26 protein-coding genes, 1 pseudogene and 1 riboswitch are annotated in these 25,519 nt (G+C 44.7%); of the genes and pseudogenes, 23 read left to right on the plus strand and 4 right to left on the minus strand.

Annotation, left to right across the window (positions count from 1 at the left end; all coding sequences use genetic code 11):
* Positions 1-29: 29 nt before the first annotated feature.
* The gene (locus tag AC3RCI_RS13325; protein WP_336780238.1) at positions 30-1,469 is read right to left on the minus strand and encodes a DHA2 family efflux MFS transporter permease subunit; all 1,440 of its coding nucleotides are present in this window, start codon (positions 1,467-1,469) and stop codon (positions 30-32) included.
* 283 nt (positions 1,470-1,752) lie between these two features.
* Between AC3RCI_RS13325 and AC3RCI_RS13330 the strand changes: the two genes are divergently transcribed.
* The 15 genes from AC3RCI_RS13330 to AC3RCI_RS13400 all read left to right on the plus strand — a co-directional run bounded on the left by AC3RCI_RS13330 (position 1,753) and on the right by AC3RCI_RS13400 (position 13,746).
* Positions 1,753-2,355, plus strand: coding sequence for a TetR/AcrR family transcriptional regulator C-terminal domain-containing protein (locus tag AC3RCI_RS13330; protein WP_154893310.1), 603 nt, complete (start codon positions 1,753-1,755; stop codon positions 2,353-2,355).
* 28 nt (positions 2,356-2,383) lie between these two features.
* Positions 2,384-3,022: an NAD(P)-dependent oxidoreductase gene (locus tag AC3RCI_RS13335; protein ID WP_492529426.1), complete on the plus strand. Its 639-nt coding sequence runs from the start codon at positions 2,384-2,386 to the stop codon at positions 3,020-3,022.
* Between the two features lie 102 nt (positions 3,023-3,124).
* Complete coding sequence (locus AC3RCI_RS13340) at positions 3,125-4,060, plus strand: ArsR/SmtB family transcription factor (protein WP_492529428.1); 936 nt, start codon at positions 3,125-3,127, stop codon at positions 4,058-4,060.
* Positions 4,061-4,151: 91 nt separating this feature from the next.
* A complete protein-coding gene (locus AC3RCI_RS13345) occupies positions 4,152-4,910 on the plus strand; it encodes a hypothetical protein (protein WP_336779927.1) in 759 nt (252 codons plus the stop codon).
* Positions 4,911-5,033: 123 nt separating this feature from the next.
* Positions 5,034-5,708, plus strand: a complete 675-nt coding sequence (locus AC3RCI_RS13350) for a response regulator transcription factor (protein WP_336779928.1) — start codon at positions 5,034-5,036, stop codon at positions 5,706-5,708.
* On the plus strand, positions 5,705-7,075 hold the full coding sequence (locus AC3RCI_RS13355; protein ID WP_492529430.1) for a sensor histidine kinase: 1,371 nt from the start codon (positions 5,705-5,707) through the stop codon (positions 7,073-7,075). Before AC3RCI_RS13350 ends, AC3RCI_RS13355 begins: the two co-directional genes overlap by 4 nt.
* A gap of 373 nt (positions 7,076-7,448) precedes the next feature.
* Entirely contained in the window at positions 7,449-7,811 is a 363-nt protein-coding gene (locus AC3RCI_RS13360) for a hypothetical protein (RefSeq protein ID WP_336779930.1), read from the plus strand.
* 2 nt (positions 7,812-7,813) lie between these two features.
* A complete protein-coding gene (locus AC3RCI_RS13365; RefSeq protein ID WP_492529432.1) occupies positions 7,814-9,532 on the plus strand; it encodes an ABC transporter ATP-binding protein in 1,719 nt (572 codons plus the stop codon).
* A gap of 163 nt (positions 9,533-9,695) precedes the next feature.
* Positions 9,696-9,968 (plus strand): spore gernimation protein GerQ, encoded by a 273-nt coding sequence (locus tag AC3RCI_RS13370; protein WP_492529434.1) that lies wholly within the window; start codon positions 9,696-9,698, stop codon positions 9,966-9,968.
* Positions 9,969-10,008: 40 nt separating this feature from the next.
* Positions 10,009-10,389, plus strand: coding sequence for a spore coat protein (locus AC3RCI_RS13375; RefSeq protein WP_492529892.1), 381 nt, complete (start codon positions 10,009-10,011; stop codon positions 10,387-10,389).
* Entirely contained in the window at positions 10,386-11,522 is a 1,137-nt protein-coding gene (locus AC3RCI_RS13380; protein WP_492529436.1) for a zinc-dependent alcohol dehydrogenase, read from the plus strand. The genes AC3RCI_RS13375 and AC3RCI_RS13380 overlap by 4 nt, the downstream gene beginning before the upstream one ends.
* A gap of 28 nt (positions 11,523-11,550) precedes the next feature.
* Positions 11,551-11,760 carry a hypothetical protein gene (locus AC3RCI_RS13385; RefSeq protein ID WP_492529438.1) on the plus strand — a complete coding sequence of 70 codons (210 nt, stop codon included), beginning with the start codon at positions 11,551-11,553 and terminating at the stop codon, positions 11,758-11,760.
* On the plus strand, positions 11,757-12,056 hold the full coding sequence (locus tag AC3RCI_RS13390) for a spore coat protein (RefSeq protein ID WP_492529440.1): 300 nt from the start codon (positions 11,757-11,759) through the stop codon (positions 12,054-12,056). The genes AC3RCI_RS13385 and AC3RCI_RS13390 overlap by 4 nt, the downstream gene beginning before the upstream one ends.
* 191 nt (positions 12,057-12,247) lie before the next feature.
* Positions 12,248-12,670 (plus strand): MarR family winged helix-turn-helix transcriptional regulator, encoded by a 423-nt coding sequence (locus tag AC3RCI_RS13395; protein WP_127535905.1) that lies wholly within the window; start codon positions 12,248-12,250, stop codon positions 12,668-12,670.
* Positions 12,667-13,746, plus strand: coding sequence for a threonine aldolase family protein (locus AC3RCI_RS13400; protein ID WP_492529441.1), 1,080 nt, complete (start codon positions 12,667-12,669; stop codon positions 13,744-13,746). The genes AC3RCI_RS13395 and AC3RCI_RS13400 overlap by 4 nt, the downstream gene beginning before the upstream one ends.
* A 97-nt stretch (positions 13,747-13,843) precedes the next feature.
* On the opposite strand, the gene AC3RCI_RS13405 is transcribed toward AC3RCI_RS13400, so the two are convergent.
* Positions 13,844-14,761: an AraC family transcriptional regulator N-terminal domain-containing protein gene (locus tag AC3RCI_RS13405; protein ID WP_154893303.1), complete on the minus strand. Its 918-nt coding sequence runs from the start codon at positions 14,759-14,761 to the stop codon at positions 13,844-13,846.
* Positions 14,762-14,994: 233 nt separating this feature from the next.
* On the opposite strand from AC3RCI_RS13405, the gene AC3RCI_RS13410 reads away from it, so the two are divergent.
* From AC3RCI_RS13410 to AC3RCI_RS13435, 6 genes are all read left to right on the plus strand, one after another.
* Positions 14,995-15,981, plus strand: coding sequence for an aldo/keto reductase (locus AC3RCI_RS13410; protein ID WP_492473782.1), 987 nt, complete (start codon positions 14,995-14,997; stop codon positions 15,979-15,981).
* Between the two features lie 554 nt (positions 15,982-16,535).
* Positions 16,536-17,168 (plus strand): pentapeptide repeat-containing protein, encoded by a 633-nt coding sequence (locus AC3RCI_RS13415; RefSeq protein ID WP_492529443.1) that lies wholly within the window; start codon positions 16,536-16,538, stop codon positions 17,166-17,168.
* Positions 17,169-17,221: 53 nt separating this feature from the next.
* A riboswitch (guanidine-I (ykkC/yxkD leader) is annotated at positions 17,222-17,320 on the plus strand.
* 103 nt (positions 17,321-17,423) lie between these two features.
* Positions 17,424-17,765 carry a DMT family transporter gene (locus AC3RCI_RS13420; protein WP_336779937.1) on the plus strand — a complete coding sequence of 114 codons (342 nt, stop codon included), beginning with the start codon at positions 17,424-17,426 and terminating at the stop codon, positions 17,763-17,765.
* Positions 17,762-18,076: a DMT family transporter gene (locus AC3RCI_RS13425; protein WP_127535898.1), complete on the plus strand. Its 315-nt coding sequence runs from the start codon at positions 17,762-17,764 to the stop codon at positions 18,074-18,076. The genes AC3RCI_RS13420 and AC3RCI_RS13425 overlap by 4 nt, the downstream gene beginning before the upstream one ends.
* A gap of 109 nt (positions 18,077-18,185) precedes the next feature.
* Positions 18,186-19,532 carry a DEAD/DEAH box helicase gene (locus tag AC3RCI_RS13430; RefSeq protein WP_492529445.1) on the plus strand — a complete coding sequence of 449 codons (1,347 nt, stop codon included), beginning with the start codon at positions 18,186-18,188 and terminating at the stop codon, positions 19,530-19,532.
* Positions 19,533-19,847: 315 nt separating this feature from the next.
* A complete protein-coding gene (locus AC3RCI_RS13435; protein WP_492529447.1) occupies positions 19,848-21,614 on the plus strand; it encodes a glycoside hydrolase family 2 protein in 1,767 nt (588 codons plus the stop codon).
* A gap of 201 nt (positions 21,615-21,815) precedes the next feature.
* Here the strand turns inward: AC3RCI_RS13435 and AC3RCI_RS13440 are convergent, their stop codons facing one another.
* Positions 21,816-22,241 (minus strand): MaoC family dehydratase, encoded by a 426-nt coding sequence (locus AC3RCI_RS13440; RefSeq protein WP_336779940.1) that lies wholly within the window; start codon positions 22,239-22,241, stop codon positions 21,816-21,818.
* 31 nt (positions 22,242-22,272) lie between these two features.
* Positions 22,273-23,143 (minus strand): annotated as a pseudogene (locus tag AC3RCI_RS13445) (MurR/RpiR family transcriptional regulator).
* A gap of 183 nt (positions 23,144-23,326) precedes the next feature.
* On the opposite strand from AC3RCI_RS13445, the gene AC3RCI_RS13450 reads away from it, so the two are divergent.
* Together AC3RCI_RS13450 and AC3RCI_RS13455 are read left to right on the plus strand one after the other, a co-directional pair.
* Complete coding sequence (locus AC3RCI_RS13450) at positions 23,327-24,346, plus strand: Gfo/Idh/MocA family oxidoreductase (protein ID WP_492529449.1); 1,020 nt, start codon at positions 23,327-23,329, stop codon at positions 24,344-24,346.
* Positions 24,347-24,512: 166 nt separating this feature from the next.
* Positions 24,513-25,508: a LacI family DNA-binding transcriptional regulator gene (locus AC3RCI_RS13455; RefSeq protein WP_492529451.1), complete on the plus strand. Its 996-nt coding sequence runs from the start codon at positions 24,513-24,515 to the stop codon at positions 25,506-25,508.
* The last annotated feature ends 11 nt before the right edge of the window (positions 25,509-25,519 follow it).

The following is a 25,519-nucleotide window of genomic DNA, read 5'->3' on the forward strand; positions in this document are numbered from 1 at the left end:
GCTTTTTTTAGGTTACTATCATTCCCAATTTAATTCGAATTCATGGAAACCTTTTGTCTAACAGGCATTTTCACTTCTTCTTCAGTGGCCTGCTTCGTACGTTTGATAAAGAAAGAGAGTGCGAGCCCTACTACTGCTATGCCGATAATAACGACATAAGCATCGTTGATTCCCTGAATCATGGACTCCATCGCCAATTGTTCGCGGGACAAGCCGTTCGCAGCACCACTCGCGATCATATCCTGTACATGTGTCGTTGTACGACTGGTCATGACACTTACGAGCAATGAAGTACCGACCGCGCCAGCGACTTGTCTGACCGTATTGGAGATGGCTGTACCATGAGGACCGAGTCTTGGTGGCAGCTGGTTCAGACCTGCTGTTTGAATTGGCATCATGAGCAGAGCCATACCAATCCGGCGTCCAGTGGACATCAGAACCAAGTATGTGTAGCTGGTCGAATCGGTCAGATCGATGAAGCCAATCGTCGTTACGATTGTAATGACCATACCGATGATGGCAAGCCATTTCGCTCCGAAGCGGTCGAATAATCGTCCGGTTACCGGCATCAGGAATCCCATGACGAGAGCGCCTGGAAGCAGCAATAATCCGGATTCGAGTGCGGTGTAACCACGTGCATTTTGAAGATACAGAGGCAGCAGCATCATGTCTGCATACATGATCATCGTAATTGCGATATTAATGATCGTGGTCAAGGAGAACATATTATACTTGAACGCACGAAGGTCGAGCAGCGGGGATGCAGAAACGAGCTGACGCCAAGTGAACAAGGCGAGGGCCACGATTCCTGCCGCAAGACAGATGAGCACTTCCGCACTGGACCATCCCAGGCTTCCTGCGCGGCTGAAACCATACAGCAGTGCACCAAAACCAATGGTTGATAATGTCACACTAAGCGTATCGAATTTGGTGTCCATGCGCTCTGATACATTTTTCAGATAGACAAATGCACATCCGATAACAATGACCGTCAATGGGATCATGCCGTAAAACATCGTTTGCCACGAATAGTTTTCGAGCACGTATCCAGCGAGGGTAGGCCCGATTGCCGGGGCGAAAATGACTGCGAAGCCGACCATCCCCATGGCAGCTCCTCGTTTCTCAGGGGAGAACAATGTGAGAATGACATGCATCAGCAGCGGCATGATAATACCTGCTCCAGCAGCCTGCACCATACGACCTGTTAGCAGTGTACCGAAGTTGGTCGCTAATGCGGATATGATCGTACCGATCAGGAAAATGAACATGGAAGCCTGAAAGAGCTGCCTTGTGGAGAAGCGCTGCATAAAATACGCAGTAATTGGAATAAGTACGCCATTTACCAGCATGTAGCCAGTGGTTAACCATTGCGCCGTTGTAGCGGAGATATTGAAATCACCCATCAGCTCAGGCGTGGCAACACTCATTAGGGTTTGATTCAATGTGGCCAGAAATGCACCCAGAATCATGACAAACAGTATGGGACCTTTTTTGATGTTTTTCTCATCATCTAATCGAGCCTGACGCAAGTCCATTCCATCCTTTCAATCTACACGTGACTAAATTTACAACGTGTTGTATAGTTTACATTGTATTTATTGAATTATATACATATTCCCACGGATTACAATTTACACTTCTGGGCATAATCGTTGCTTATTTTACAGAAATGTTAATTATGTAGCTTATTGCAAAAATAAACGACTCATTATTTAAAATTGTAATTTTCTCAAATTGAAGGAGTGATACGTTATGAAAAACGATAACAAGTCAGCTACCGATCCGCGAATACTTCGCACCAGACAGCTTATTCGGGATGCCTTCGTAGATCTGCTGCAGGAAGTGGATATCGAGAAGTTAACGGTGAACCGGATTGCCGAACGTGCGACTATTAACCGGGTGACCTTTTATCTTCATTATCGTGATATTACGGATATGATGGAGAAGATGGCGGACGAGATGAACGAACATATTGAACGGATCGTTGATCAATACCACCGATTTGATAATAATGAGACAGAGGAAGCCTGGCCAGTTCTGGTGAAAGTGCTTGAGCATTTTGCAGATCATCCCAAATTCTATCGTGTCGTGCTCGCCTCCAAACGAACCCCTATTTTCACAGAACGGTTGTTGAAATTGCTGACTAGACTCGTTACAGAGAAAATAGAGAAGCAGGAGATGGAAAGTGTTTTTGCGCAGGCAGGCATCCATAAGGAAATTGCAATTTGGTACAGCTCTTCGGCACTGATTGGAACCATTGTGGCCTGGCTTCGCAATGACATGCCATATGCCCCTCATTTTCTGGCCAAACAATTTTCGTTGATTCGCTCGTATTCGTACAAAGGTTTCATGTAAATAACAACGAAGAATGGATGTGGGATAATTGAACATCATCATATTTGGAGCGACCGGAAGAACGGGAAAGGAGCTGCTGTTGCGTGCACTTGATGAAGGGCATAGCGTAACTGCTTTTGTCCGCAATCCTTCCAAACTCGGCATTTCTGATCCGAAATTAAAGGTTGTACAGGGAGAAGTAACCCGGTATACGGATGTCGATCATGTCCTGAAAATAGAAAAATTTGACGCAGTCTTTTCTGTTCTTGGTGCGAAGAGCATGTTCAAAAGAGATCTCGTTCTTATCGATGCTCTGAAAAATATCATCCAGGCGATGGAAAACAACGAAGCTGGCAAATTGATTCATGTGTCGTTTATTGGTACTCACAAAGAGGCCGGTAAGCTCGGTTTCTTATATAAATATGTCATCCCGAACGTCATGACCAATCTGCTTCGCGATTACCTGGACAAGGACAACCTCGTAACCAGCAGCAAGCTAAATTGGATACTCGTTCAACCTCCCATGCTCACGATGAATAGTTATAATGGAAAGTATATTCACGAAGCGGAGATCCACTCCGACAAGTCTCGGAAACTCAAGCTGTCGCGTGCCAACTTGGCTGATTTTATGCTTAAACATGTGAACGATAGGACGTATGATCGTAAAGTCGTCTTGGTTACAGAGTAGGTCATCCCTTAGTAGGGTGGTTAATCAAGAGAGTGGATTGTGTTCAGTTTGGTTATTCGATAGAATGATGCTAATTTATATTTTCAAAAGGAGAGCGGTTACATGTTGCAACTCAGTTTCAATGACCCGGATAAACTGGTAGGTGTCACCCATGCATTGTCGACCCGTTCCCGAATTGATATTCTCCAGCTGTTACATGTGAACAAGTTAAATATTATTGAAATTGCCGAGGCGCTAAGTCTGCCGATATCAACAGTCGCGAATCATATCAAGGTGCTTGAAGGCGCGAGCTTAATACATACAGAGATGCTTCCGGCATCACGCGGAGCCATGAAATTGTGCAGTCTCAATTATAAGGACATACACATAGTTTTGAATCAGGTGGCGGCTGATACGACGTCAGAGATGCATCTGTATGAGGTGCAGATGCCCATCGGACATTACAGTGACTGCGAGGTGACACCCACGTGTGGCATGGCAAGCGGTGAAGGAGTGATTCTCAAAGAGGATGACCCGGCAAGCTTTTATCACCCCGAACATGTGAATGCTCAGATTATCTGGTTAAGTGAGGGCTACCTGGAATACTTGCTACCAATGGATATTCCTTCTGATGCAACGATTGAATCGTTGGAATTGTCCATGGAAATGTGCTCTGAAGTTTCTCATTATAATAACGACTGGCCGTCTGATATTTCCGTTTGGGTGAATGGGATTAAGATCGGTATGTGGACAAGTCCGGGAGATCTGGGCGACAGACGTGGCAAGCTGAATCCGGATTGGTGGTACAACGGCTCTACGCAGTATGGAATTCTCAAGACATGGCAAGTAGACCAGGATCGGACCACATTGGATATGAAGAAGGTCTCCGATATTTCTCTGACTAATCTGGCACTGGAGGGCAAACCCAAATTGCGCCTGCGCATCGGAATTGATCCCAGTGCCAGACACCAGGGCGGAATGAACCTCTTTGGTAATCAGTTTGGCGATTATGAGCAGCATATCTTGATGCGTGTAAAGTATACGCTGAATCCGGCGTAACTCCCCTGTTATGGGCATGCTAACTATAGAAGGACACCATTACATAACCGCCCATGGGCGGTTTTTTTCTAGAAGGCGAGGAGGAAACGTTTTGCTGATAGATTCTATCCAACATAAACGTCAGATGGAGTTCATGAAGTCACTTCCCCTGAAACAGAGGTACACAAAAGCGGATCTGTTAATTAATGATCTGAAATTGGGAGCAGCAGGAAACGTTGAGATGTACTATTCTCCCCATAATGACTACATCAATTCCTCCGCCAAAGTCATGCTTGTTGGCATTACACCGGGTTGGCAGCAGATGGAGATTGCTTGCCGCACAGCCATCCAAGCCTTGAAGCATCAGGCAACCTACGAAACAGCTTGTCAGGAAGCAAAGTTTGCCGCCAGAATGGCTGGAACGATGCGAACGAACTTGATTCAGATGCTTCAGGAAATAGGGTTGCATGAATTTTTAAGCATAGCTCATGTGAAAGAGCTTTTTGATTCAGAGTGCACCATTCTACATACCACTTCCCTGATTCGATATCCCATCTTTGTGAAGCAACAAAATTATACAGGACATCAACCTGCTATTACCCACAATCCTTTTCTATATGAAGCTGTGCTTGAGTCTTTTCTGCCTGAATGGAATCAGTTGGATGAACCTTTAATGATTCCGCTTGGTAAGTCGGTTGAGGCTGTGCTTCGTCAATTGCTTCATGAGAAACGGATGCAGGAAAAGAGCATTTTGTGGGGATTCCCTCATCCGTCCGGTGCTAACGGTTATCGGTTGAAACAGTTTCAGCAGAATAAAGCTGACATGCAGCGTATACTGGGCAATCTCAATATCACCGACCCTTCTCCTTAAAACAATGGCAATGAGGCTTATGAACGGCTTCGAGCTAGACATTCAACAAGTGAGTCAGCAGAGTGAATTAATAGTATAATGGTTGAAACTACTTAGATTGCATTGGAGGAAAAGGAGAAGCACATGCCGACAATACTTGTTGCTGACGATGATGCGAACATTCGCGAACTTGTCTGTTTATTTTTGAAAAATGACGGATTCACCACGGTAGAAGCTGCAGATGGCAAGGAGGCCTTGGCCGTGTATGCATCGACACCTGTGGATCTGGTTGTGCTAGACATTATGATGCCGGTTATGGATGGATGGACGTTATGTAAGGAGCTGCGCAGGGCCAATCCCGATCTTCCCCTGCTTATGCTGACTGCACGAGGTGAAACATGGGAGAAAGTAAAGGGATTTGAACTGGGAACCGATGATTATCTGACCAAACCGTTTGACCCCATGGAATTGACGGTTCGAGTCAGAGCGCTGCTGAAGCGTTACCGGATTGGCTCTACACAAACGATTCAGCTCGGGAATCTCATCCTGAATAAACAAACCTATAAAGTCACTATGGGCACGGAATCTCTTGCGCTGCCGCTCAAAGAATTCGAATTGCTGTACAAGCTTGCTGGTACACCAGGACAAGTATATACGCGCGAGCAGTTAATTGATCAAATTTGGGGAATTGATTACGCTGGAGATGATCGAACGATAGACGTACATATTAAACGTTTGAGAGAAAGGTTTGTCGGTTCAACTGATTTTAGAATTGAAACGGTGCGCGGCCTTGGTTATCGGCTTGAGGTTAGTGAATGATCAGATCTCTGTATATCCGTGTGGTACTCACCTTTTTAATTTCGGTCATCGCGGGTACGATCATCGCTTTCGTAATTACCTTTTTGGTATTCAGGGGCAATATGAATGAGAATGTCCAGGAAGAATTATTGAGTTTCGGACAGGATATCGTGCGTATCTATGAAACTATTCCATTACATGAAGCAGACAAATTTGTGGGAGGGATGAAGCAGCTCGACTCCTATCATATCCGCATTTACGACGAGGATAATACTGAGGTCCATTCCTATGGAACACTGGGTGACCAGGCTTCTGCTCGGGTGTCATCGGATCAAGTAAAGAGCGTACTAAATGGGGAGATTGTTCGTGCTGATTCGTCCAACGAATCTACAGGTTTTGTCGGATTGCCGTTAAAGACGGAAGCGGGGGCAAAAGCGTTATTTATACAGCCGCTTTTATCACCTTACACTTCTTTCAACGTAAAATGGTTATCCACTTTCCTGATATATTCTTTGGTCATAGGAAGTTTGTTGATTTTGATTGCTTCCATATACGTCGTAAAACCGATTAACAAACTTACCATAGCAACCAAGCGTCTGGCCTCAGGTGATTTCAATGTCAGGCTGAATATCAAGCAGACGGGAGAGCTTGGAACCTTGGCTCGAAGTTTTGAGGAGATGACACATGATCTGCAGCAGCTTGAACAAATGCGCAGAGAATTTGTAACGAATGTATCGCATGAGGTTCAGTCGCCGCTGACTTCCATATCTGGTTATGCTCAAGCGCTCAAGCAGGTCAATCTCGCAGAGCATGAACGAAGCCGCTATCTGGATATCATTATTGCTGAAGCAAAGCGGATGTCCAAAATGAGTGACAGCTTGCTGAAGCTCAGTTTGCTTGAGTCCGATTCTCAGCCATTGCGATCTGTCACACGCAGTCTGGATGAACAAATCAGGCGTGTAATCGTGGCACTGCAGCCGCAGTGGACTGCGCGAAACATCGCTTTTGAGTTGGATCTTGAACCGATCAAAGTAACAGCGGATCATGATCAACTGGACCAGGTCTGGATGAATATTATAGGCAATGGTATCAAGTTTTCCGAAGATGGTGGCATTATTGGTGTAAGCATCAAGCGGAATCTCTCGGATGTAATAATTCGAATATCCGATAATGGAATCGGAATTGATCCTGAAGATCAGAAGCGTATATTCGAGCGCTTTTTCAAGGCAGATCGTTCCCATAGCAGCAAATATGAAGGAAGTGGAATGGGGCTTGCCATCGTTAAACAGATTGTTTCGCTTCATCGAGGCGACATTCAGGTGGAGAGCAATCCGGGTCAAGGTACTGCATTTGTCATCACCTTGCCAATCAATCCTGCAGGAAATTAATCATAAGTAGGTCATCGATGAACATCAGTTTATATAGCATGAAGAGAAGCTGCGACAACATCGCAGTTTTTTCTTATTGGATGGCAATTATGTTTAATTCTAATGTTGATATTTGAGTATAAGACAACCGCCTTGGTGAGTAATGCGGATGTTCATGCTCGAAGCCGTATTCTTGCATGCCTTGCAGTCTATGTAACGGAACCAAGCCAGATTATGTTGAAGTATCTGGTTGCAGCATCATTAATAGCCTATTGGATAAAAAGGGGTGTTCACATAATTGGAAAATAACGGTTGACAGGTTGCTTCATTGCGTATACAATCGTATACATATTGAATCGTATACAAATGTATACGATGTGGAGGTGTTCTTTAAATGAGAGAACCATACGCAAATGAGTCTGCAGAACGTCAAAATGTTCGTTCAGGACGTGGACGCGGAGAAGAAGAGCAGCGTGGTGAACGGTCCAGAAGGGGCAGAGGACATGGTGAACATCACGGTAAGCGGGGGAACGGAGCGCAAACGTTTCGGCGTGGCCGCATTCTGGTTTTTCTGGAGCAAATGCAAAATCGAAGAACGACTTTGGCCAGACAGCTGGGTCAAGCGGAATATGAGCATATTCGTCCGATGATTAGTGGTGAACTGAAAGCCATTGACCAGGTTATAGATGAATATATTCATCTCTTCGAGCTGCAGGATGAACATGAGAGCCCTAATAAGGATTTGGAGAGTGAATAAGAATGATTCGTCGTTTCTTTTCGTATTATCGGCCTTACAAGAAGCTGTTCGTCATTGATTTTGGATGTGCAGTTATCGCAGGTCTGTTGGAACTGGCATTTCCACTTGCCGTGAGCAAGTTTATTAATGAATTATTGCCAGGACAGGACTGGCCGCTCATTATCCTGGCTTGTGTTGTATTGTTGTCCATTTATGCACTTAATACAGCCTTGAATTATGTTGTTACATATTGGGGTCACATGCTCGGTATTAACATTGAGACCAACATGCGTGAGAAAATGTTCGCTCACTTGCAGAAGTTGTCTTTCCGTTTCTTTGATAATCGAAAAACGGGCCATCTGATTGGTCATTTAACAAATGATCTGAACGATATCGGAGAGGTTGCTCACCATGGACCAGAGGATGTCTTCATCGCCGTTATGACATTGATTGGTTCATTCTGGCTCATGGCGAATATTAATCTGGAGCTGGCATTGATTACATTTATTATTATTCCGATCATGGCCTGGGTCATCATTGTGTTTGGTGGCCGCATGACCAAAACCTATCGGCGTCTCTTTGGCAACGTGGGAAATTTCAATTCCCGAATCGAAGATAACGTAGGCGGAATTCGTGTTGTTCAATCCTTTGCGAACGAAGAGCATGAGAAAAAACTATTTTCTGTCGACAATGAAAACTTTCGTCAAACCAAACTGCTTGCTTATAAAACGATGGCGAAGAGCATATCGGTCAGTTATATGATGATGAGACTGGTCACTGTATTTGTGATGATCAGTGGTGCATGGTTCTTCATTGACGGCAAAATTGATATGGGTGACTTCATGGCATTCCTGCTGCTCTCCAACATCTTTTTCCGTCCGATTGAGAAAATCAACGCAGTCATCGAGAGCTATCCGAAAGGAATTGCCGGCTTCAAGCGCTACCTGGAAATTATTGATACGGAGCCTGAAATTGCGGATGCCAAAAACGCAGTTGAGCTGAAACATGTTCGGGGCGATATCCGTTTCGAGAATGTATCGTTCGGTTATGAATCCAGCCGCCGTATACTGAATAATATCAGTCTGTCTATTAAACCGGGAGAAACCGTTGCTTTCGTTGGACCTTCCGGTGCAGGAAAAACAACCATCTGCAGTCTGCTCCCAAGGTTCTACGAAGTGGAAGAGGGAAGAATCACGGTGGATGGCGTTGATGTTCGGGATGTCCAGCTGCAATCCCTTCGCAAGCACATTGGTATCGTTCAGCAGGATGTATTCCTGTTCTCGGGAACCATCAAGGAGAATATCGCCTATGGGGATCTCACGGCAACAGATGAGCAAATCTGGGATGCTGCACGCCGGGCATCGCTGGAGGAATTACTTCTCACATTGCCGGAAGGCATCGATACGATCATCGGTGAACGTGGCGTTAAGCTATCCGGAGGGCAGAAGCAGCGTTTATCCATCGCCCGCATGTTCCTGAAAAATCCACCGATTCTGATCCTTGACGAAGCTACATCGGCTCTGGATACGGAAACGGAAGCTTTAATTCAGAAATCTCTCGCAGAACTATCTGTGGGCAGAACAACGCTGGTCATTGCACACCGCCTGACAACTATCAAGAATGCCGACCGCATCATGGTCGTGAACGCGGATGGCATTGCTGAGCAGGGAAACCATGATGAGTTGGTTGCAGCTGGTGGAATCTACAGCCGGCTTCATCAGGTGCAGTACAGTCATTCATAGAAAAAGGTTATTGAAGCCGAACCGCGCATTTAGCGCGGTTTTTTGCTGTTCATCTTTTTTGACTGAATAAGTGGATTTGTAGCCACATCCTGTACGTGAGCGGTATATAGTGTGATTCTTACCCTTAAATAGAATATAAACGGGGGAAGGGGACAACATATTCATGAAAAACGGAGGTGACGAAATGACCAACCCACCGGAACACTTGGCCGGACATGAATCTTTGGATTTGCATGAAGTTATTAATTTTAAAACGCTATGCCTGGCAAAGTCCAAGCTGATGCAGGGTCTTGTTTTCGATCAGGACTTGAAAAACTTGATGCAAAAGGACGTCACACAGTCCATGCAGGCGCTGCTTGATTTGCAGGCTATGTATAAAAAGGCCCCTTTTGAAACGGAAGTTCCTGCTCACAGACCAACACCAATACTAAACTGAGGTGATTCACTTGAAAGAGAAAGCGATTCATCCCGCAAAGATGGATGCATTGGATCCAGCCAATGCTCTTCATATGCCTGAAATGGCAGATATGACGTTTGCGATGGATTTTCTGATCCGTGCCAAAGAAGGGGTTCGCAATATAGCGATCGCTCTAACTGAAACGGTTTCTTCAGATGCCAGAGCACTATTGAAACAGCAGCTTCATCAAGGGATTGAGCTACATCAGGAAATTTCGGAGCTTATGGTCCGCAAAAAATGGTTTCATCCGTATGAACTTCAAGAGCAATACCAGCTCGATCAATTGTCTGCGAATCAAACCGTGGATATTGCCAAGCAGCAAATATTTCCGGATGATACCCGGCGTAAAGGTTTATTTGATCGTACGCCGGATGAGCACATTGGAGGAGACAAGGCATGAAGGCAGTGACCTACCAAGGTATCAAAAATGTCGTTGTTAAGGATGTACCTGATCCCCAAATTGAAAAGCGGGATGATGCGATCATCAGGCTCACCACTACAGCTATCTGCGGATCGGATCTGCATCTGCTCCATGGAATGATTCCCAATTTGCAGGAAGACTATGTCATCGGGCATGAACCGATGGGTGTTGTTGAAGAAGTGGGGCCTGATGTGACGAATTTGAAAAAGGGAGATCGAGTCATTATTCCTTTCAATATCGCGTGCGGCCAGTGTTTTTATTGTCAAAACCATCTGGAGAGTCAATGTGACCAATCGAACGAACATGGAGAAATGGGTGGATTCTTCGGCTATTCAGGAACCACTGGGGGTTATGCAGGAGGGCAAGCAGAGTACTTAAGAGTGCCTTTTGCCAACTTTACACATTTCAAAATTCCCGAAAGCTGTGAACATGAAGACGAGTCATTATGCCTGATATCGGATGCGATGACGACTGCTTTCTGGAGCGTAGATAATGCCGGAGTGAAGGATGGAGACACCGTAGTGGTTGTTGGATGCGGTCCGGTTGGTTTATTGGCTCAAAAATTTGCCTGGTTTAAGGGTGCAAAACGGGTGATCGCAGTTGACTACCTGGACTACCGTTTACAGCATGCCAAACAAACCAATCAAGTCGAGATTGTTAACTCTGGAACGATTCCCGGCGCGGGAGACCATATCAAGGAGTTAACCAAAGGCGGCGCAGATATTGTAATTGACTGCTCTGGCATGAGCGGGAAAATGACCCCTCTGGAGTCTCTGGCCTCCGGACTTAAGCTGCATGGTGGAGCTTTGGGGGGATTCCTGATTGCATCCCAAGCTGTTCGCAAAGGAGGAACCATTCAGGTAACAGGAGTATATGGAGGGAAATATAACGGATTTCCGCTCGGGGATATTTTTCAGAGAAACATTAACCTTCGAACGGGACAGGCTCCGGTCATTCATTATATGCCTTATATGTATGAACTGATTGATACAGGGAAAGTGAATCCACGTGATGTGGTTACCCACGTGATTCCGTTAAGTGATGCCAAAAAGGGATATGAAATATTCGATACAAGGCAGGATCACTGTATTAAGGTGGTTCTCAAACCATAAGGTATACGGAAAGGAAGCGTGACTCTACATGAAATATGCGCTGCATGAAACTCTTGAAGTCCAGGAGATGGCTGCTTTCAGAACAGTTAATTTAACGAAATCCAATATCATGGTGCTGCTCGTTTCAGATCCGGAGCTGAAGGAGATATTGAGGCAGGAAGTAAAGCAATCGGTAGAAGCCGTCCAGGAGCTGAAAGAGATTATGAAAAAGGCCGAACAGCAGGAGATGATGACATGAATCCAATCCTCGAACATTTGATGGGTATGCAATCCCTGACAGACCAAGTCATCGCAATGGATTTTTTGATTACTTCGAAAAGTGCAGTGAGGAACTATGCAATGGCCGTCACGGATGCGGGTACTCCAGAAATCAAAGCGGTATTGATTCGCCAGTTGGATGAAGCAATTCTTGCTCATGAACGCATTGTGACGTATATGCTTGAACATGGATGGTATCATCCATGGGATACCAAGCAACAGCTGCAATTCAATATGCAGAATATAGATACCGCCCTAGGGCTGCCTTTAAACTGAATAGATTGGAAGTATTTCGAGGTTGAGTCACAGTCCATGCCGAGAGGTGTATGGGGTGTGGCTTTTTGTCGTACAGCAATCATTATGTTGACAACGTCCACTAATCAACTTATTATAATGTTGACAATGTCCACTAAAAGGGAGGGTTTCACATCGACTCTCAGCATATACATTCTGATATTCTGGCTGACATGCGGCGTTTCAACCGTTTTTATACCAATATTCTTGGCGTACTGGATAAGCACATCCTTGGTACGGGGTATTCGTTTGCCGAGGTAAGGGTCATCATTGAAATTGGTATTCGTGGAGAAAGTATCGCCAACAATCTGGTGGATACACTTACCATTGATCGCAGTTACATGAGCCGGATTGTGAACAAGCTGTCCAAGGAAGGCCTGCTTATCAAAGTGAATTCGGAAGCTGACAGCCGGGTCAGTCTCATTCGCCTGACAGATAAAGGTCAGGAACTTTACGCTGAATTAAACGATCGGTCTGACCAACAAATATTGAAGTTAATGCAGAATCTGGATGAGGAAGAGATCCAAGAGGTCTATGCTTCCATGATGAACATACAAGAGAAGTTAACGAAGAAAGCAGGAGAGACAACACGATGATACGATTCGAATGTGATTATAACGAAGGTGCGCATGAACGCATTCTGCATAGACTGATCGAGACCAATATGGAACAAACGAGCGGTTATGGTACAGATCCCCACTGTGATCGGGCGAGAGCTCTGATTCGTCAAGCGTGCGACAGCGAGCAGGCTGATGTGCATTTTCTGGTCGGAGGCACTCAAACCAATACAACGGTCATTGCATCCATCCTGCGTCCCTATCAAGGTGTCATTGCAGCGACTTCGGGTCACATCGCTGTTCACGAAACGGGCGCAATTGAAGCAACTGGTCATAAAGTACTTACCGTTCCCAGTGAAGACGGGAAGATTACAGCTGGCCAAGTGAAGGCAGTCTATGAAGCGCATAGGAGTGAGTCTTCTCCTGAGCACTGCGTACAGCCAGGAATGGTGTACATATCCCAGCCAACAGAGAACGGTACGATGTATAGTAAGGCCGAATTGCAGTCATTATTTGAGACAAGTAAGAAATGCGGACTCCCGTTATTTGTGGATGGGGCAAGGCTCGGATACGCCCTTGCATCCTCCGATTGTGATATGACCCTTGCCGATCTGGCCCGTCTATGTGATGTGTTCTATATTGGAGGAACCAAGATCGGTGCACTGATGGGGGAAGCTGTAGTCATCCTGAATGATGCACTGAAGCCTGATTTTCGTTACATGATCAAGCAGAAGGGCGGTCTGCTCGCAAAAGGCAGATTGCTGGGCATTCAGTTCGAAACGTTGTTCGAAGACGGATTGTATCTGGAAATTTCACGTCATGCCATCGATATGGCCATGCGAATTCATGATTCGCTAGAAGAACAGCATATTCGCTTCCTGTACGAATCACCAACCAATCAGCAGTTTCCGATCTTGCCTGATGTTTTGCTTGAGAAATTACGCAGTCAATATACCTTCACATTCTGGGAAAAGGTAGACGCCACACATAGTGCAGTCCGTTTTTGCACCAGCTGGGCAACGGAGCAGGATAATGTGGATGCGCTGGCTCGTGATATCGCTCGATTAATGCAAGAATCAATTGAAGCACGGGTACCTGCTGAAGCACTGGTTTAAACAGTGAAAATGTAGGATGAATAGTTGCGATATACTGAAAAAGGACGACATATTGTCGTCCTTTTTTTGTTGAGTTTTCATTGAAACAGTGGAGAAGCTATTCACTCAAGATGAGATCGTATTTTTCCTTCAATCGTTTAATATCACTTCTTGGTGGTGCGCCGAACATGCGTGAATATTCACGGCTAAACTGGGATGCACTTTCGTAGCCAACCCGAAATGCTACATCAGCCGCATCGCCAGACTCAGCCATCAGAAGGCGCCGGGCTTCCTGTAGTCGCAGCTGTTTTTGGAATTGCAGCGGGCTCATGGCCGTGATCTCTTTGAAGTGCCGATGAAACGAGGATACGCTCATGCTGGCGGTCTCTGCTAGATCTTCAATGCGCAAAGGCTGCTCCCAGTGATGAACGATATACTCGATGGCTTCCCTAATTCGGTACGTACTGCTTCCTTCTACCGCGATCTGGGCCAACTCGCCTCCGTAAGGTCCCTGAAGAAGACGGAACAAAATCTCCTTTGTGTACAATGGAGCAAGGAAAGGGATTTCCTCCGGCGTATCCAGTAAACGGATAAGGCGAAGCACAACATCTTGAATGGAAGATTCCATCTGTCCCACGAACATGGCTCGTCTCGCGTTTTCTTTGGAAGTGACTTGGATATTGCATTCATTCAGTACTTCCAGAATTTGATTTTTCGTAAACTCAAGCTTAATACTTAGATAGGGTGCATCAGCGGATGCCTTGATAATCTGCCCGATTACCGGAAGATTCATGGAAGCAATCAAATAATTGGATGGTCCATATTCAAAGCGCTCCTGTGCCAGCAATACTTCCTTTAAGCCTTGCACGATAACACAAAAAGCAGGCTTATAAACTCTGTATGCCGGTTCAGTAATACTCGTATGATGATAGAAAAACAGGGAAGGGATCGGCGTTTCCGTTGCACCGTTACGTACGGAGTGACGCTCAACCAACTCGCTCAGTTCCCTTTTCTGTTGAAATAAATCCTCAGTCATTTGGACTCCTCCTCACGGCTCTAACCTCGTTTCATTATACGACCTAATCATCGAATTCAAAAGAACCCCTGATAGGATTAGGCAATCAATTAAGATAAATGATATACCGCTTGGTGAGCACGCTTCGGCATAATGAGATTAAGCTTACAGAATCAAGCAAGTGAGAGCGTGTGGGTAAGAGTACTTGAATTGTCTTAGATGATAGATATTCAAATGAGGAGGAATGATGAATGATGCAAAAACGCAAATTGGGAAACAGCGGTTTGGAGGTTTCGGCCATTGGCCTTGGTTGTATGGGAATGAGCTACGGGTATGGTCCTGCTTCCGAGAAGAATGAGATGATCTCCGTTCTTCAAAAAGCTGTGGAACGAGGTGTGACGTTCTTCGATACCGCTGAAGTATACGGTCCATACACCAACGAAGAACTTGTGGGCGAAGCACTAAAAACTGTTCGAAACCAAGTCGTCATTGCTACCAAATTTGGTTTCGATATACAGCACGGCAAACAGGGCGGTACGAATAGTCGGCCCGAACATATTCGCAAAGTGGCGGAAGAGTCGCTGCAGCGTCTGCAGATTGAATCGATTGATCTGTATTATCAGCACCGGGTCGATCCGGATGTGCCAATCGAGGAAGTAGCAGGAACGATACAAGATTTGATCCGGGAAGGAAAAGTAAAACACTGGGGACTGTCCGAGGCAGGAGTGCAAACGATCCGTCGTGCTCACGCCGTGCAGCCTCTTGCAGCAGTACAGAGTGAATATTCCCTTTGGTGGAGACGCCCTGAAGAGGAGTTGATCCCTGCTTTGGAGGAGCTTGGAATTGGTTTCGTCCCATTCAGCCCTCTGGGTAAAGGATACCTGACAGGACGTTTCAACGCGGGAACAACATTTGAACAAGGCGACCTGCGTAACATTCTACCTCGTTTTACGCCTGAAGCGTTGCAAGCGAACCAGGTATTGGTTGATTTGCTTAAAGAAAAAGCAGAGGAACTGCAAGCCAGCCCGGCCCAAGTTGCACTTGCGTGGCTGCTTGCCCAGAAATCTTGGATTGTACCGATTCCAGGCACGCGCCAATTGAGCAGATTGGAAGAAAATCTGAACTCGGCAGATCTTCAGCTCAAGTCTGAAGATGTACACAGCATTAATGAGGCAGCGTCGAAGATCACTTTGGTGGGTGCCCGATATACAGAAGAACTGGAGAGAAGAACAGGTCTGTGACAGTTTTGAGATGGCGGGAGAATAATCTGCTGCCCTTAAGTTAAAGGTGATTTGATAAAAAAAGTCGGGTGAATAAAGTGATCAAGGAATTACTGAAAAGCTTGAAGCAGATCTTAACCGACAGACTGGAGTGCCAGATCAAAATGGAAGAAAATCCAGTTTTCAAGGATGCTTACCTTAGTTATTGGTTTAAGTTAAGTTCGGAAGAAATAAAAGTTACCTCAGCGACAATAAAAAAATGCTAGGAGTGCGTGAGACATGGAATATGTTAAACTTGGACGAACAGGTCTGGACGTTTCGAAATTATGTCTTGGCTGTACCAGTAGAAATCAGTTACCTGGAGGAAGCCTATATCCCTCATCCGGTGACGGGTAGCCTAAGTTAGAACTGAAATAGATTGAATGAAGTCGCCTTACTGGCGACTTTTTCATCGTTAATCCTGGCTCACACATGAGGAGTGGAGAAAAGATTCAGTAGAACTTAAGCGTAATAGCAATGGTTTCTGGATATCAGTCATATGAGAATCATAGCTTATAAAGGAGCGGGGAAGACACATGAAAATAGATAGTCCGAAAATTCAGGAACAATCGATGACGTTGGAAATCATTCAGGTATTGGAGTCCAAAACGGAATACCGAAATCAAATCATTGAACAGATCTCACTGGATAACCAGGAAGCACTCAAAGTATCCTTTGAGAATGTCATTTTCAGAAATGTGATGATCTCTGATTCCTCACTGGAGCAATTTGAATTTACAGATGTTGTTTTTGAAAATTGTGATTTCTCCAACGTCAATTTCTCAGGTGCTATTATGCACCGGGCCGCATGGACCAACTGCAAATTTGTCGGCACGGATTTTTCCACCAGCAGAATGCAAAACGTTCAATTTGCTCAGTGTGTGGGGGATTACTCCAATTTTAGATTTGCCCACCTTAAACAAGTCGCGTTTGCTGAATGCTCATTAATTAGTGCTGACTTTGCCTATCTAACCTTGCAAAAAATCCTGCTGGACCATTGTAATATCGATCAGGCTTTCATGTCAGGTACAAAATTAAAGGGCTTGGATCTTAGCAATTGCCAATTTGACTCGCTCGTATTGAACATGGAGGATCTGAATGGCTGTGTTATTTCCCCTTATCAAGCGGCGACCTTCGTCGGATTAATGGGGATTGTGATCAAATCATAAAAGAGACTTGCCCTAAGGGAAGAAGTGTGTATAATAGGTAACATAAAATCATACGACATGCTTTCTAGGGTTCCGCGGGTGAGATCGGTCTGGTCCGAGAGAAAGCTCATAACCTAATGGTTGTGCCACGGAGGGATAAAAGCCTGGGAGATAAACTGCTTGAATGCAGTTTGTTTCCCAGGCTTTTTTATTTGTCTCTAAGACACACACTAAACGTTGTTGTATGAAATTGGATACCAAAAGGAGTAGGTCGAAATGAACAAAACCTGGTTGTCTGTTGTGATTGCAGCCCTTTTTGAAGTGGGTTGGGTGATTGGCTTAAAGCATGCGAGTGGACTGTTGGAATGGGGAGCAACGGTGATCGCCATTGGCGTCAGCTTTTCATTGATGATTGCGGCTTCCCGTACACTTGATGTCGGAACGGTATACGCAGTATTTGTCGGTTTGGGTACGGCTGGTACGGTGCTGGCAGAGATCCTGTTATTTGATGCTCCTGTTCAGGCCGGAAAAATGATACTCATTGGTGTGTTACTGCTCGGTGTAATTGGACTAAAAATGGTAAGCAAGCAGAAAACGAAGGAGGCGCATCATTCATGAGCTGGATATTTCTTATTATGGCAGGTCTATTCGAGATGATGGGAGTACTGATGATTAATAAATGGAACAAGGACCGTAACCTGATATCCATTCTGTTGTTAGTTGCAGGTTTTGGATTAAGCTTCTGGCTGCTGTCTCTGGCCATGAAAACACTGCCGATGGGCACGGCGTATGCTGTGTGGACAGGTATAGGTGCTTCCGGAGGAGCGATTCTTGGCATGATTTTCTATGGGGAATCCCGAAATGCACTTCGAATATTGTTTATTGCCATGGTGCTTGGATCTGCGGTTGGGTTGAAACTGGTGAGCTGACATTGGGATTAAAAGATAATATACAGATCGTCTTTTTAATGGTATCCTTATACGTTACGTGTGATAACAAGATAGATCTAATAGATATGGACGTCATGAAGGAGACTCAATGAACTTTAAAGACTTGAATATTATACCCCCAATCTTAGAAGGATTGAACAAAGCGAACTATACGAACCCTACACCTATTCAGGAACAAGCAATCCCAGCCGTATTGGCAGGCAGAGACTTGCTTGGCTGTGCACAGACAGGAACAGGGAAGACGGCAGCATTTTCGGTGCCGATCATTCAATTATTAAGCGAAAAGTCTGGTGGTCCCAGACAAGGACGCCGTATTCGCTCCTTGATTTTAAGCCCAACCCGAGAGCTGGCTATCCAGATTGCGGATAACATGAAGATATATAGCCGATATACGGATATTCGCTGCGCCGCTATTGTTGGTGGTGTTTCACAGAAGGTGCAAGAACGAGCGCTGAGCCAGGGTGCAGATATTATTATCGCCACGCCAGGCAGATTGATGGATCTGGTTAACCAAAAACGGATTGATTTGAAATCCATTGAGATTTTGGTATTAGATGAAGCTGACCGGATGCTGGATATGGGCTTTATTCATGATGTGAAGCGAATCATCTCCAAGATGCCGAGCAAGAAACAAACCCTTTTCTTCTCAGCTACGATGCCTCCGGAAATCACAAAAATGGTCAAAACGTTACTCGTAGATCCTGTGAAAGTTGAAATTACACCGGTGTCTTCTACGGTAGACCGAATTGAACAGTCTGTGTATTTATTGGAGAATGGCAAGAAACAATATTTGTTAAATCATATTTTGCAAGATAAATCCATTGTTTCGGCACTGGTGTTCACTCGCACGAAGCGCGGCGCTGACCGTGTTACACGAGAGTTGACCAAGGTAAATGTGACTGCTCAAGCCATTCATGGTGACAAGTCTCAGAATGATCGACAAAAGGCGCTGAACAATTTCAAAAGCGGAGTCACACGAGTGCTCGTAGCGACAGATATTGCGGCAAGAGGAATTGACGTGGAAGAGCTTTCGCATGTCATCAACTTTAACCTGCCTAATATTCCGGAGACCTATGTACACCGAATTGGCCGTACAGGCAGAGCAGGACATAGCGGTATGGCAATTTCTTTTTGTGATAAGGAAGAAATGCCGTTCCTCAAGGATATTGAGAAGGTAATCAAGAAGAGCATTCCCGAAGTCAAAGATCATCCTTATCCGATGACGAGTGCTCCTGTGTTTATAAAAAACAGTAAGGGATCGAAGGCTGCAGCCAACAATTCCATGACCAATAAACCTGCTAAGGCGAAGAAGAACCCCGCGCGCAAACCGAAATCCGAATGGTTTAGCAAGCCGGGGAAAACGAGTCATAGCAAAAAAACGAACGAAAGAACAACCAGAACAAGGACAAACAACAGCAAGATCAGCAAAGGTTAACAAATGAATGAACGTATATTAGCTCTTCGGGGCTAAACGATATAACGATAGACATGCCAATCACCGAAGAGCAATTTAACAATGTCCTTGGTGATTGGTGTGGAATAGTAAAACAAAAGCATTAGATACGTATAAATCGTATTTAATGCTTTTTTTAATGCGAAAATAGTAGAGAGTCGGATTTGTAAGCGTTGACATATGATTGCGGTCTCGCTATAATCCCGGTATAAATACAATAAATACGTAACAATTATTTAATTGATTCATAAATATTGAAACAATTAATCCCACTATGTGAAGATCGGAGAGAATCAAATGACAACGAAATCGTATATCAAAAATTATCCCAGACCGCAATTTGTTCGCAAAGCATGGCTGGATTTAAACGGAGCATGGGATTTTAGCTTTGACGACAACCAGGTAGGTGTACGAGAGCAGTGGTATGATGAGGCTCAATTCCCGAAAGGGCTCACTATTCATGTTCCCTTCACGTACGAAACCAAAGCCAGCGGCATTGGTGACGAAACATTTCATCCGCGAGTCTGGTATCACAAGCAGGTGACAATTCCTGCAGAGGCGCAAGGGAAAAGGACTATACTACACTTTCAAGGAGTGGATTATCACGCAAAATGCTGGGTGAACGGAACGGTTGCGGGTGAACACGAGGGAGCTTACGCTGCGTTTTCCTTCGATATCACGCCTTACATCCGTTACGGTGCGGAGAACAGTATCGTACTCGAAGTGGAAGATAGTCAGAGCTGTGCCCAGCCAAGGGGTAAACAACGCTGGGTGGATCAGAATTTTGAATGCTTCTATGTACAAAGTACTGGGATATGGAAAAGTGTCTGGATTGAAGTTGTTCATGAAACAAGAATCGATTCAGTTAAAATGACACCCGATATTGATCGGCATATGATCCGTTTGGATTTTCAACTGAGCGGAATCGAAGGTCGAAGCCATTTGCGTTTGGAGACACGTATAGAGCTAAAAGGTCAGCATGTACAAACGGTCAATTTCTCCCCAGACAGACCCTGGACCACACTTGAGATTGATGTGCGGCACGAGGCAGGAGGTCCATGGAAGCAGCTGCTCTGGGCTCCGGGATCACCAAATTTATATGACATTGAGTTTGTCATGTATGACCATGATCAGGAGATCGACCGTGTCCAGTCCTATTTCGGCATGCGGAAAATATCGATAGAGAACGGGCAGATACAATTGAATAATGGTCCACTCTATCAACGATTGATATTGGATCAAGGCTATTGGCCGGAGAGCCATCTAACCGCACCTTCAGAGGAAGCCTTGATTCTGGATATTGATCGAATGGTTGAAATGGGTTATAACGGTCTCCGTAAACATATGAAATTGGAAGATCCCCGCTTTTTGTATTGGTGTGATGTAAAAGGAATGCTGGTCTGGTCCGAGATGGCATCGACGTTCGAGTTTAATGACGAGGCGGTTGCCCGATTTACGAAGGAATGGCTGGAAATTGTGCCGCAGCAATACAATCATCCAAGCGTAATTACCTGGGTTCCATTCAACGAATCATGGGGAATTCCAACCATTGCCCATGATGTTAGACAGCAGCAGTTCACGCAAACCATCTATCATCTGACCAAAACAATTGATCCATATCGCCCGGTTGTAACGAATGATGGCTGGGAACATACGGTTTCGGATATTCTGACACTTCATGATTATGTCGAAGCGGGCGAAGTGTTTCAGCAGCGGTATCAAGATAAGGAACGGATTGTAAACAATCAGATCTCCTTCAATCAATGGAAGTATGCCTATGCCCAAGGACATCATTACAAGGGCCAGCCCATTATTGTTAGTGAGTTTGGCGGCATAGCTTTTCAATCAGACAAAGGCTGGGGATATGGCAATCAGGTGGATTCAGTTGAGGCCTTTATTGAACGTTTCCGTTCAATTACGGGAGCAATCAAAGCGGTTCCCTATATCTCGGGTTATTGTTATACACAGCTCACAGATGTGCAGCAGGAGATTAATGGTTTGTTAAACGAAGAGAGAGAGCCAAAAGTACCTTTGGATGTCATTCGCAAAATCAATCTAAGCTAAACTAGCACATATTCAGAATCGACAAAACATGTACTGCGGATCACGTTGTTATGTAAGACGTGTGCCGGAACGAAATGTATTCACGTGATCGGGAGCAGTTCATCCAGCGATGGCTGGATGAACTGCTCCTTTTCAGGCTCTCTTGAAGTAACCAATCTTCTTCCTACATTTCTTATAAAATAGGGGGCGCATGTCCTGAGCTTAATTATCAATCAATGCGCTTAATTCGGCCTGAAATACTTTTTGATGATTTTGATTATAAGTTGTGAGTAGGACGGTAACAATGCCATTGCCTCTCCGTCTTGGGAGAAGCTCAATCACTTCCGCAACTACGCGCAGCTCATCATCCGGAAATACAGGCTTGATAAACTGGATATGATTCATCCCCGTACCTGCGACCACATTCTCTCCATAAACGCCTACTTCAATCCACAGCTTGAAGGAGATGTTCATCGTTTGCATGCCGGAAGCAATCAGGCTGCCGAAACGTCCTTTTTTGGCCTTTTCCTCATCCAAATGCATGTACTGTGGATCATAAATCTTCGCAAACTCCATAATATCGGACTTGGACAGTTTAATTGATTTGGTTTCGTAGCGCTGACCTACGACATATTCACTAAATTTCAATGCGGGCACCTCGTTCTTTTCGTATGTTTATTTATATATCATTCATCATGTCACTCATGGCAAATTTCTGAAGAGACTCTGTGGCCGTTTGTTTATTTTTGGCATAGTCCATATTGTAAATGCAGGAGAACAACACATTTAACACATATTCTAGGGCAATCTGCGAAGAGAAGGTTCCAATCTTGGCGAACTTCTCCTCGTCGTTGGCAACCTGTAAACATAAAGTACTCCATTTTGCCAACTCACTCTGGGGGGTTGCTGTTATTGTAACAAACGGAATACCTTCACGTTTGAAGTGACGTGCTGCCTTGATGTAGCTTAATGACTTCCCGTGATATGTCAGGAACATGGCACAGTCTTTTGAAGTTACATTGATGGTATGGTGCGCCCACTCGGAAAGTTCTGTTGCAATGATTGCATACTTGTTGAGTTTAAACAATTTATTTTGGAAGCTTTTGGCCCGGATCTGCGAATCGCCCAAGGCATAGATGAAGATTCGATCTGCTTGGTTCAGCAGCAGTGCCGTTTGGGTAAGCAGGCCATCGTCCAGAATGGCAGCGTTTTTTGAGATCGTTTCTTTTCATCAAATCGGCAATCTCTGCAGCCACCTGAAGAGTGGATTCACCAACACCGAATGGATAATTGGCATCCACGTGGTTGGAACCATTCTGGGTACTTTGCTGGAATTCACGGGCAAGGGTAATGATAAATTCCTTGTAACCCGTCATCCCAAGTTTGCGCGTTAGGCGGTTTATGGCAGAATGCGATGTATATGTAACTTGAGCAAGCTCCTGAATATTGCAGTGAAGCATGCGATCCCGCTGACTCAAAATATAAGATGCAATGCTCTGTTCGTTAGGTGTAAAATGCCGCATTTCTGACAATTGCATCAGCAGTTTCAATCGGTTCACCCCGGATTCTATCATTCTTTTGAATCAAAATGATGTTTAATTGAACATTTTGCCCAATATTAATGTGCCATAGTAACTGAACTTTGGTCAAATGTACCATAATGCTAGGGCAACCTTTACGCACAGTACTCTTCTTCTATAATAAAAGAAAATGAGCAGCAGGGGGGAACAACCATGTTAACGATTGGTTATATTGGGAATGGCAAAAGCACAAACCGTTATCATCTTCCTTTTTCATTGAATCGGGAACATTTAAACGTAAAAACGATCTATGCCCGGAACCCGGACAAAACGGATTGGCATAAGGTGCCGGAGATTCACTATACGAACGATATTTCGAGCCTGATGAATGATGAAGAGATTCAGTTAGTTGTAATCTGTACGCATACAGAATCTCATTATAGTTATGCCAAGATGGCACTCGACCATGGTAAACATGTGCTTGTTGAGAAACCGTTCATGTTAACCAAAGAGGAAGCGGAATCCATATTTCAATACGCCAAAGAGAAGAACCTGGTCATTCAATGTTATCAGAATAGAAGATATGATTCGGATTTTCTGACAACTCAAAAAGTTATTGAATCCGGGAAGCTTGGGGATCTGCTTGAAGTGGAGATGCACTATGATTATTATCGCCCGGAAATTCCGAACGGCACAACGCAGTTCTCACCTTACAACAGTTACCTATACGGACATGGAGTGCACACGATTGATCAAGTGATATCCTATTTTGGTCAACCGGACAAGATTCATTCTGATGTGCGTCAATTACTGGGTGCTGGCAGAATGAACGATTACTTTGATCTGGACTTTTATTATTCAACCTTGAAGGTATCCGTTAAATCGAGCTTTTTTCGTTTGAAACCACGCCCGAGCCTGGTTGTATATGGTAAAAACGGAGTGTTTGTCAAACAAACGGAAGATCGTCAGGAGGAACATCTGAAATTATTTTACCTACCGAAAGGACATGCTGATTTTGGTGTAGATTTGCCCCAGCATTATGGCACACTAATCTATATAGATGAAGAAGGTGTGTACCATGAAGAGAAGGTGGTCTCTGAAAGGGGAGATTATGCCCGTGTGTACGATGATATCTATGAGGCCATCATCCATGGCAAGGATAAAGTCATCAAAGATGAAGAAACATTAACGGTGATGGGCATTCTGGAAGAAGGGATAAGAGGTTTAAAGTAATGACTCACAGGTACTGATCAAGTAGAAATTACGGATCGGTACCTTTTTTCTATAAACAAGGATTGCCGAGGAGACATGCACCAGTTAGCATGATAAAATGCAGTGAATGATTCATAAGGTGTTGTTTCTAATAACAAAAGAGATTGGTCTTTTGAGGAGCATTATAATGATAACCATTAAAGATGTAGCAAAAAGGGCTGGTGTGGCCAGTTCTACCGTATCTTGTGTGCTTAATGGGAAGGACAATGTTAGTGAACTAACAAGACGGAAGGTACTCGGTGCAGCCAGTGAACTCAATTACGTTAAACATGGACCAGCGTCGGAATTAAAACGTAAAAATACCCAAACTATCGGCGTGATGGTTCATGACATGTCCAGTCCCTATTTCTCTGATTTGGTACCCGGCATCGAATCAGCGATTAAGAGTCATGGTTACGATCTAATTGTATGCAGTTCAATAGGCGGTGAGAAATCCACGGCGAACCGATATATTCGGGAAAAACGAATCGACGGTGCCATTGTGATTGCGCAGGATATTCCGGATGAATTGCTAACGGAAGCTGCAGCCAGGGAGTTTCCAATCGTGGTGATGGATCGGGAACTTGCGAATGAACATATCGTAAATGTGCTAATGGATGATGAGCAAGGGGGATATTTGGCAACAAAATATCTGATTGATCAAGGTCATCGTAATATCGCTTACATTAACGGACCGTTCAGTTCAGATTGTAATCTTCTTCGTTATCAAGGATTTTTGAGAGCGCTGAGCGAAGCCAAGATTGAAGAAAAAAGTGAATGGAGACTGGTTGGACAATTTTGCAAAGAGAGCGGTTATCATGCTGCCAAAATGCTGATAGAGAATGGTCTCCCCTCGGCTGTATTTTTTGCAAATGATGACATGGCGATCGGAGGTCTGGAAGCATTCCGCGAGCATCACATTTCAGTGCCGGAGCAAGTATCTGTCGTTGGATTCGATAATATCCATGTATCACAATATGTTTCTCCGCCGCTAACGACGTTTCGACAACCTAAGACAGATGCTGGATTGCTTGCCGGACATTTGCTCATTCAAATGTTGAACGGGGAGAAGGTTAAGTCGGTATTTACCTTGGATATTCAATGTGTGGAACGACAGTCCGTTCGTGCAGTGATAAACGAGTAGTCTTTTTTAGC

The organism is Paenibacillus sp. MT124 (genome assembly GCF_058792755.1).

Coding starts and splice junctions, on each gene's coding strand:
- AC3RCI_RS13325 (WP_336780238.1), bottom strand. CDS start 1,469: ATGATTCTGGGTGCATTTCTGGCCACATTGAATCAAACCCTAATGAGT.
- AC3RCI_RS13330 (WP_154893310.1), top strand. CDS start 1,753: ATGAAAAACGATAACAAGTCAGCTACCGATCCGCGAATACTTCGCACC.
- AC3RCI_RS13340 (WP_492529428.1), top strand. CDS start 3,125: ATGTTGCAACTCAGTTTCAATGACCCGGATAAACTGGTAGGTGTCACC.
- AC3RCI_RS13350 (WP_336779928.1), top strand. CDS start 5,034: ATGCCGACAATACTTGTTGCTGACGATGATGCGAACATTCGCGAACTT.
- AC3RCI_RS13355 (WP_492529430.1), top strand. CDS start 5,705: ATGATCAGATCTCTGTATATCCGTGTGGTACTCACCTTTTTAATTTCG.
- AC3RCI_RS13360 (WP_336779930.1), top strand. CDS start 7,449: ATGAGAGAACCATACGCAAATGAGTCTGCAGAACGTCAAAATGTTCGT.
- AC3RCI_RS13365 (WP_492529432.1), top strand. CDS start 7,814: ATGATTCGTCGTTTCTTTTCGTATTATCGGCCTTACAAGAAGCTGTTC.
- AC3RCI_RS13370 (WP_492529434.1), top strand. CDS start 9,696: ATGAAAAACGGAGGTGACGAAATGACCAACCCACCGGAACACTTGGCC.
- AC3RCI_RS13375 (WP_492529892.1), top strand. CDS start 10,009: ATGGATGCATTGGATCCAGCCAATGCTCTTCATATGCCTGAAATGGCA.
- AC3RCI_RS13380 (WP_492529436.1), top strand. CDS start 10,386: ATGAAGGCAGTGACCTACCAAGGTATCAAAAATGTCGTTGTTAAGGAT.
- AC3RCI_RS13385 (WP_492529438.1), top strand. CDS start 11,551: ATGAAATATGCGCTGCATGAAACTCTTGAAGTCCAGGAGATGGCTGCT.
- AC3RCI_RS13390 (WP_492529440.1), top strand. CDS start 11,757: ATGAATCCAATCCTCGAACATTTGATGGGTATGCAATCCCTGACAGAC.
- AC3RCI_RS13395 (WP_127535905.1), top strand. CDS start 12,248: ATGCGGCGTTTCAACCGTTTTTATACCAATATTCTTGGCGTACTGGAT.
- AC3RCI_RS13400 (WP_492529441.1), top strand. CDS start 12,667: ATGATACGATTCGAATGTGATTATAACGAAGGTGCGCATGAACGCATT.
- AC3RCI_RS13405 (WP_154893303.1), bottom strand. CDS start 14,761: ATGACTGAGGATTTATTTCAACAGAAAAGGGAACTGAGCGAGTTGGTT.
- AC3RCI_RS13410 (WP_492473782.1), top strand. CDS start 14,995: ATGCAAAAACGCAAATTGGGAAACAGCGGTTTGGAGGTTTCGGCCATT.
- AC3RCI_RS13415 (WP_492529443.1), top strand. CDS start 16,536: ATGAAAATAGATAGTCCGAAAATTCAGGAACAATCGATGACGTTGGAA.
- AC3RCI_RS13420 (WP_336779937.1), top strand. CDS start 17,424: ATGAACAAAACCTGGTTGTCTGTTGTGATTGCAGCCCTTTTTGAAGTG.
- AC3RCI_RS13425 (WP_127535898.1), top strand. CDS start 17,762: ATGAGCTGGATATTTCTTATTATGGCAGGTCTATTCGAGATGATGGGA.
- AC3RCI_RS13430 (WP_492529445.1), top strand. CDS start 18,186: ATGAACTTTAAAGACTTGAATATTATACCCCCAATCTTAGAAGGATTG.
- AC3RCI_RS13435 (WP_492529447.1), top strand. CDS start 19,848: ATGACAACGAAATCGTATATCAAAAATTATCCCAGACCGCAATTTGTT.
- AC3RCI_RS13450 (WP_492529449.1), top strand. CDS start 23,327: ATGTTAACGATTGGTTATATTGGGAATGGCAAAAGCACAAACCGTTAT.
- AC3RCI_RS13455 (WP_492529451.1), top strand. CDS start 24,513: ATGATAACCATTAAAGATGTAGCAAAAAGGGCTGGTGTGGCCAGTTCT.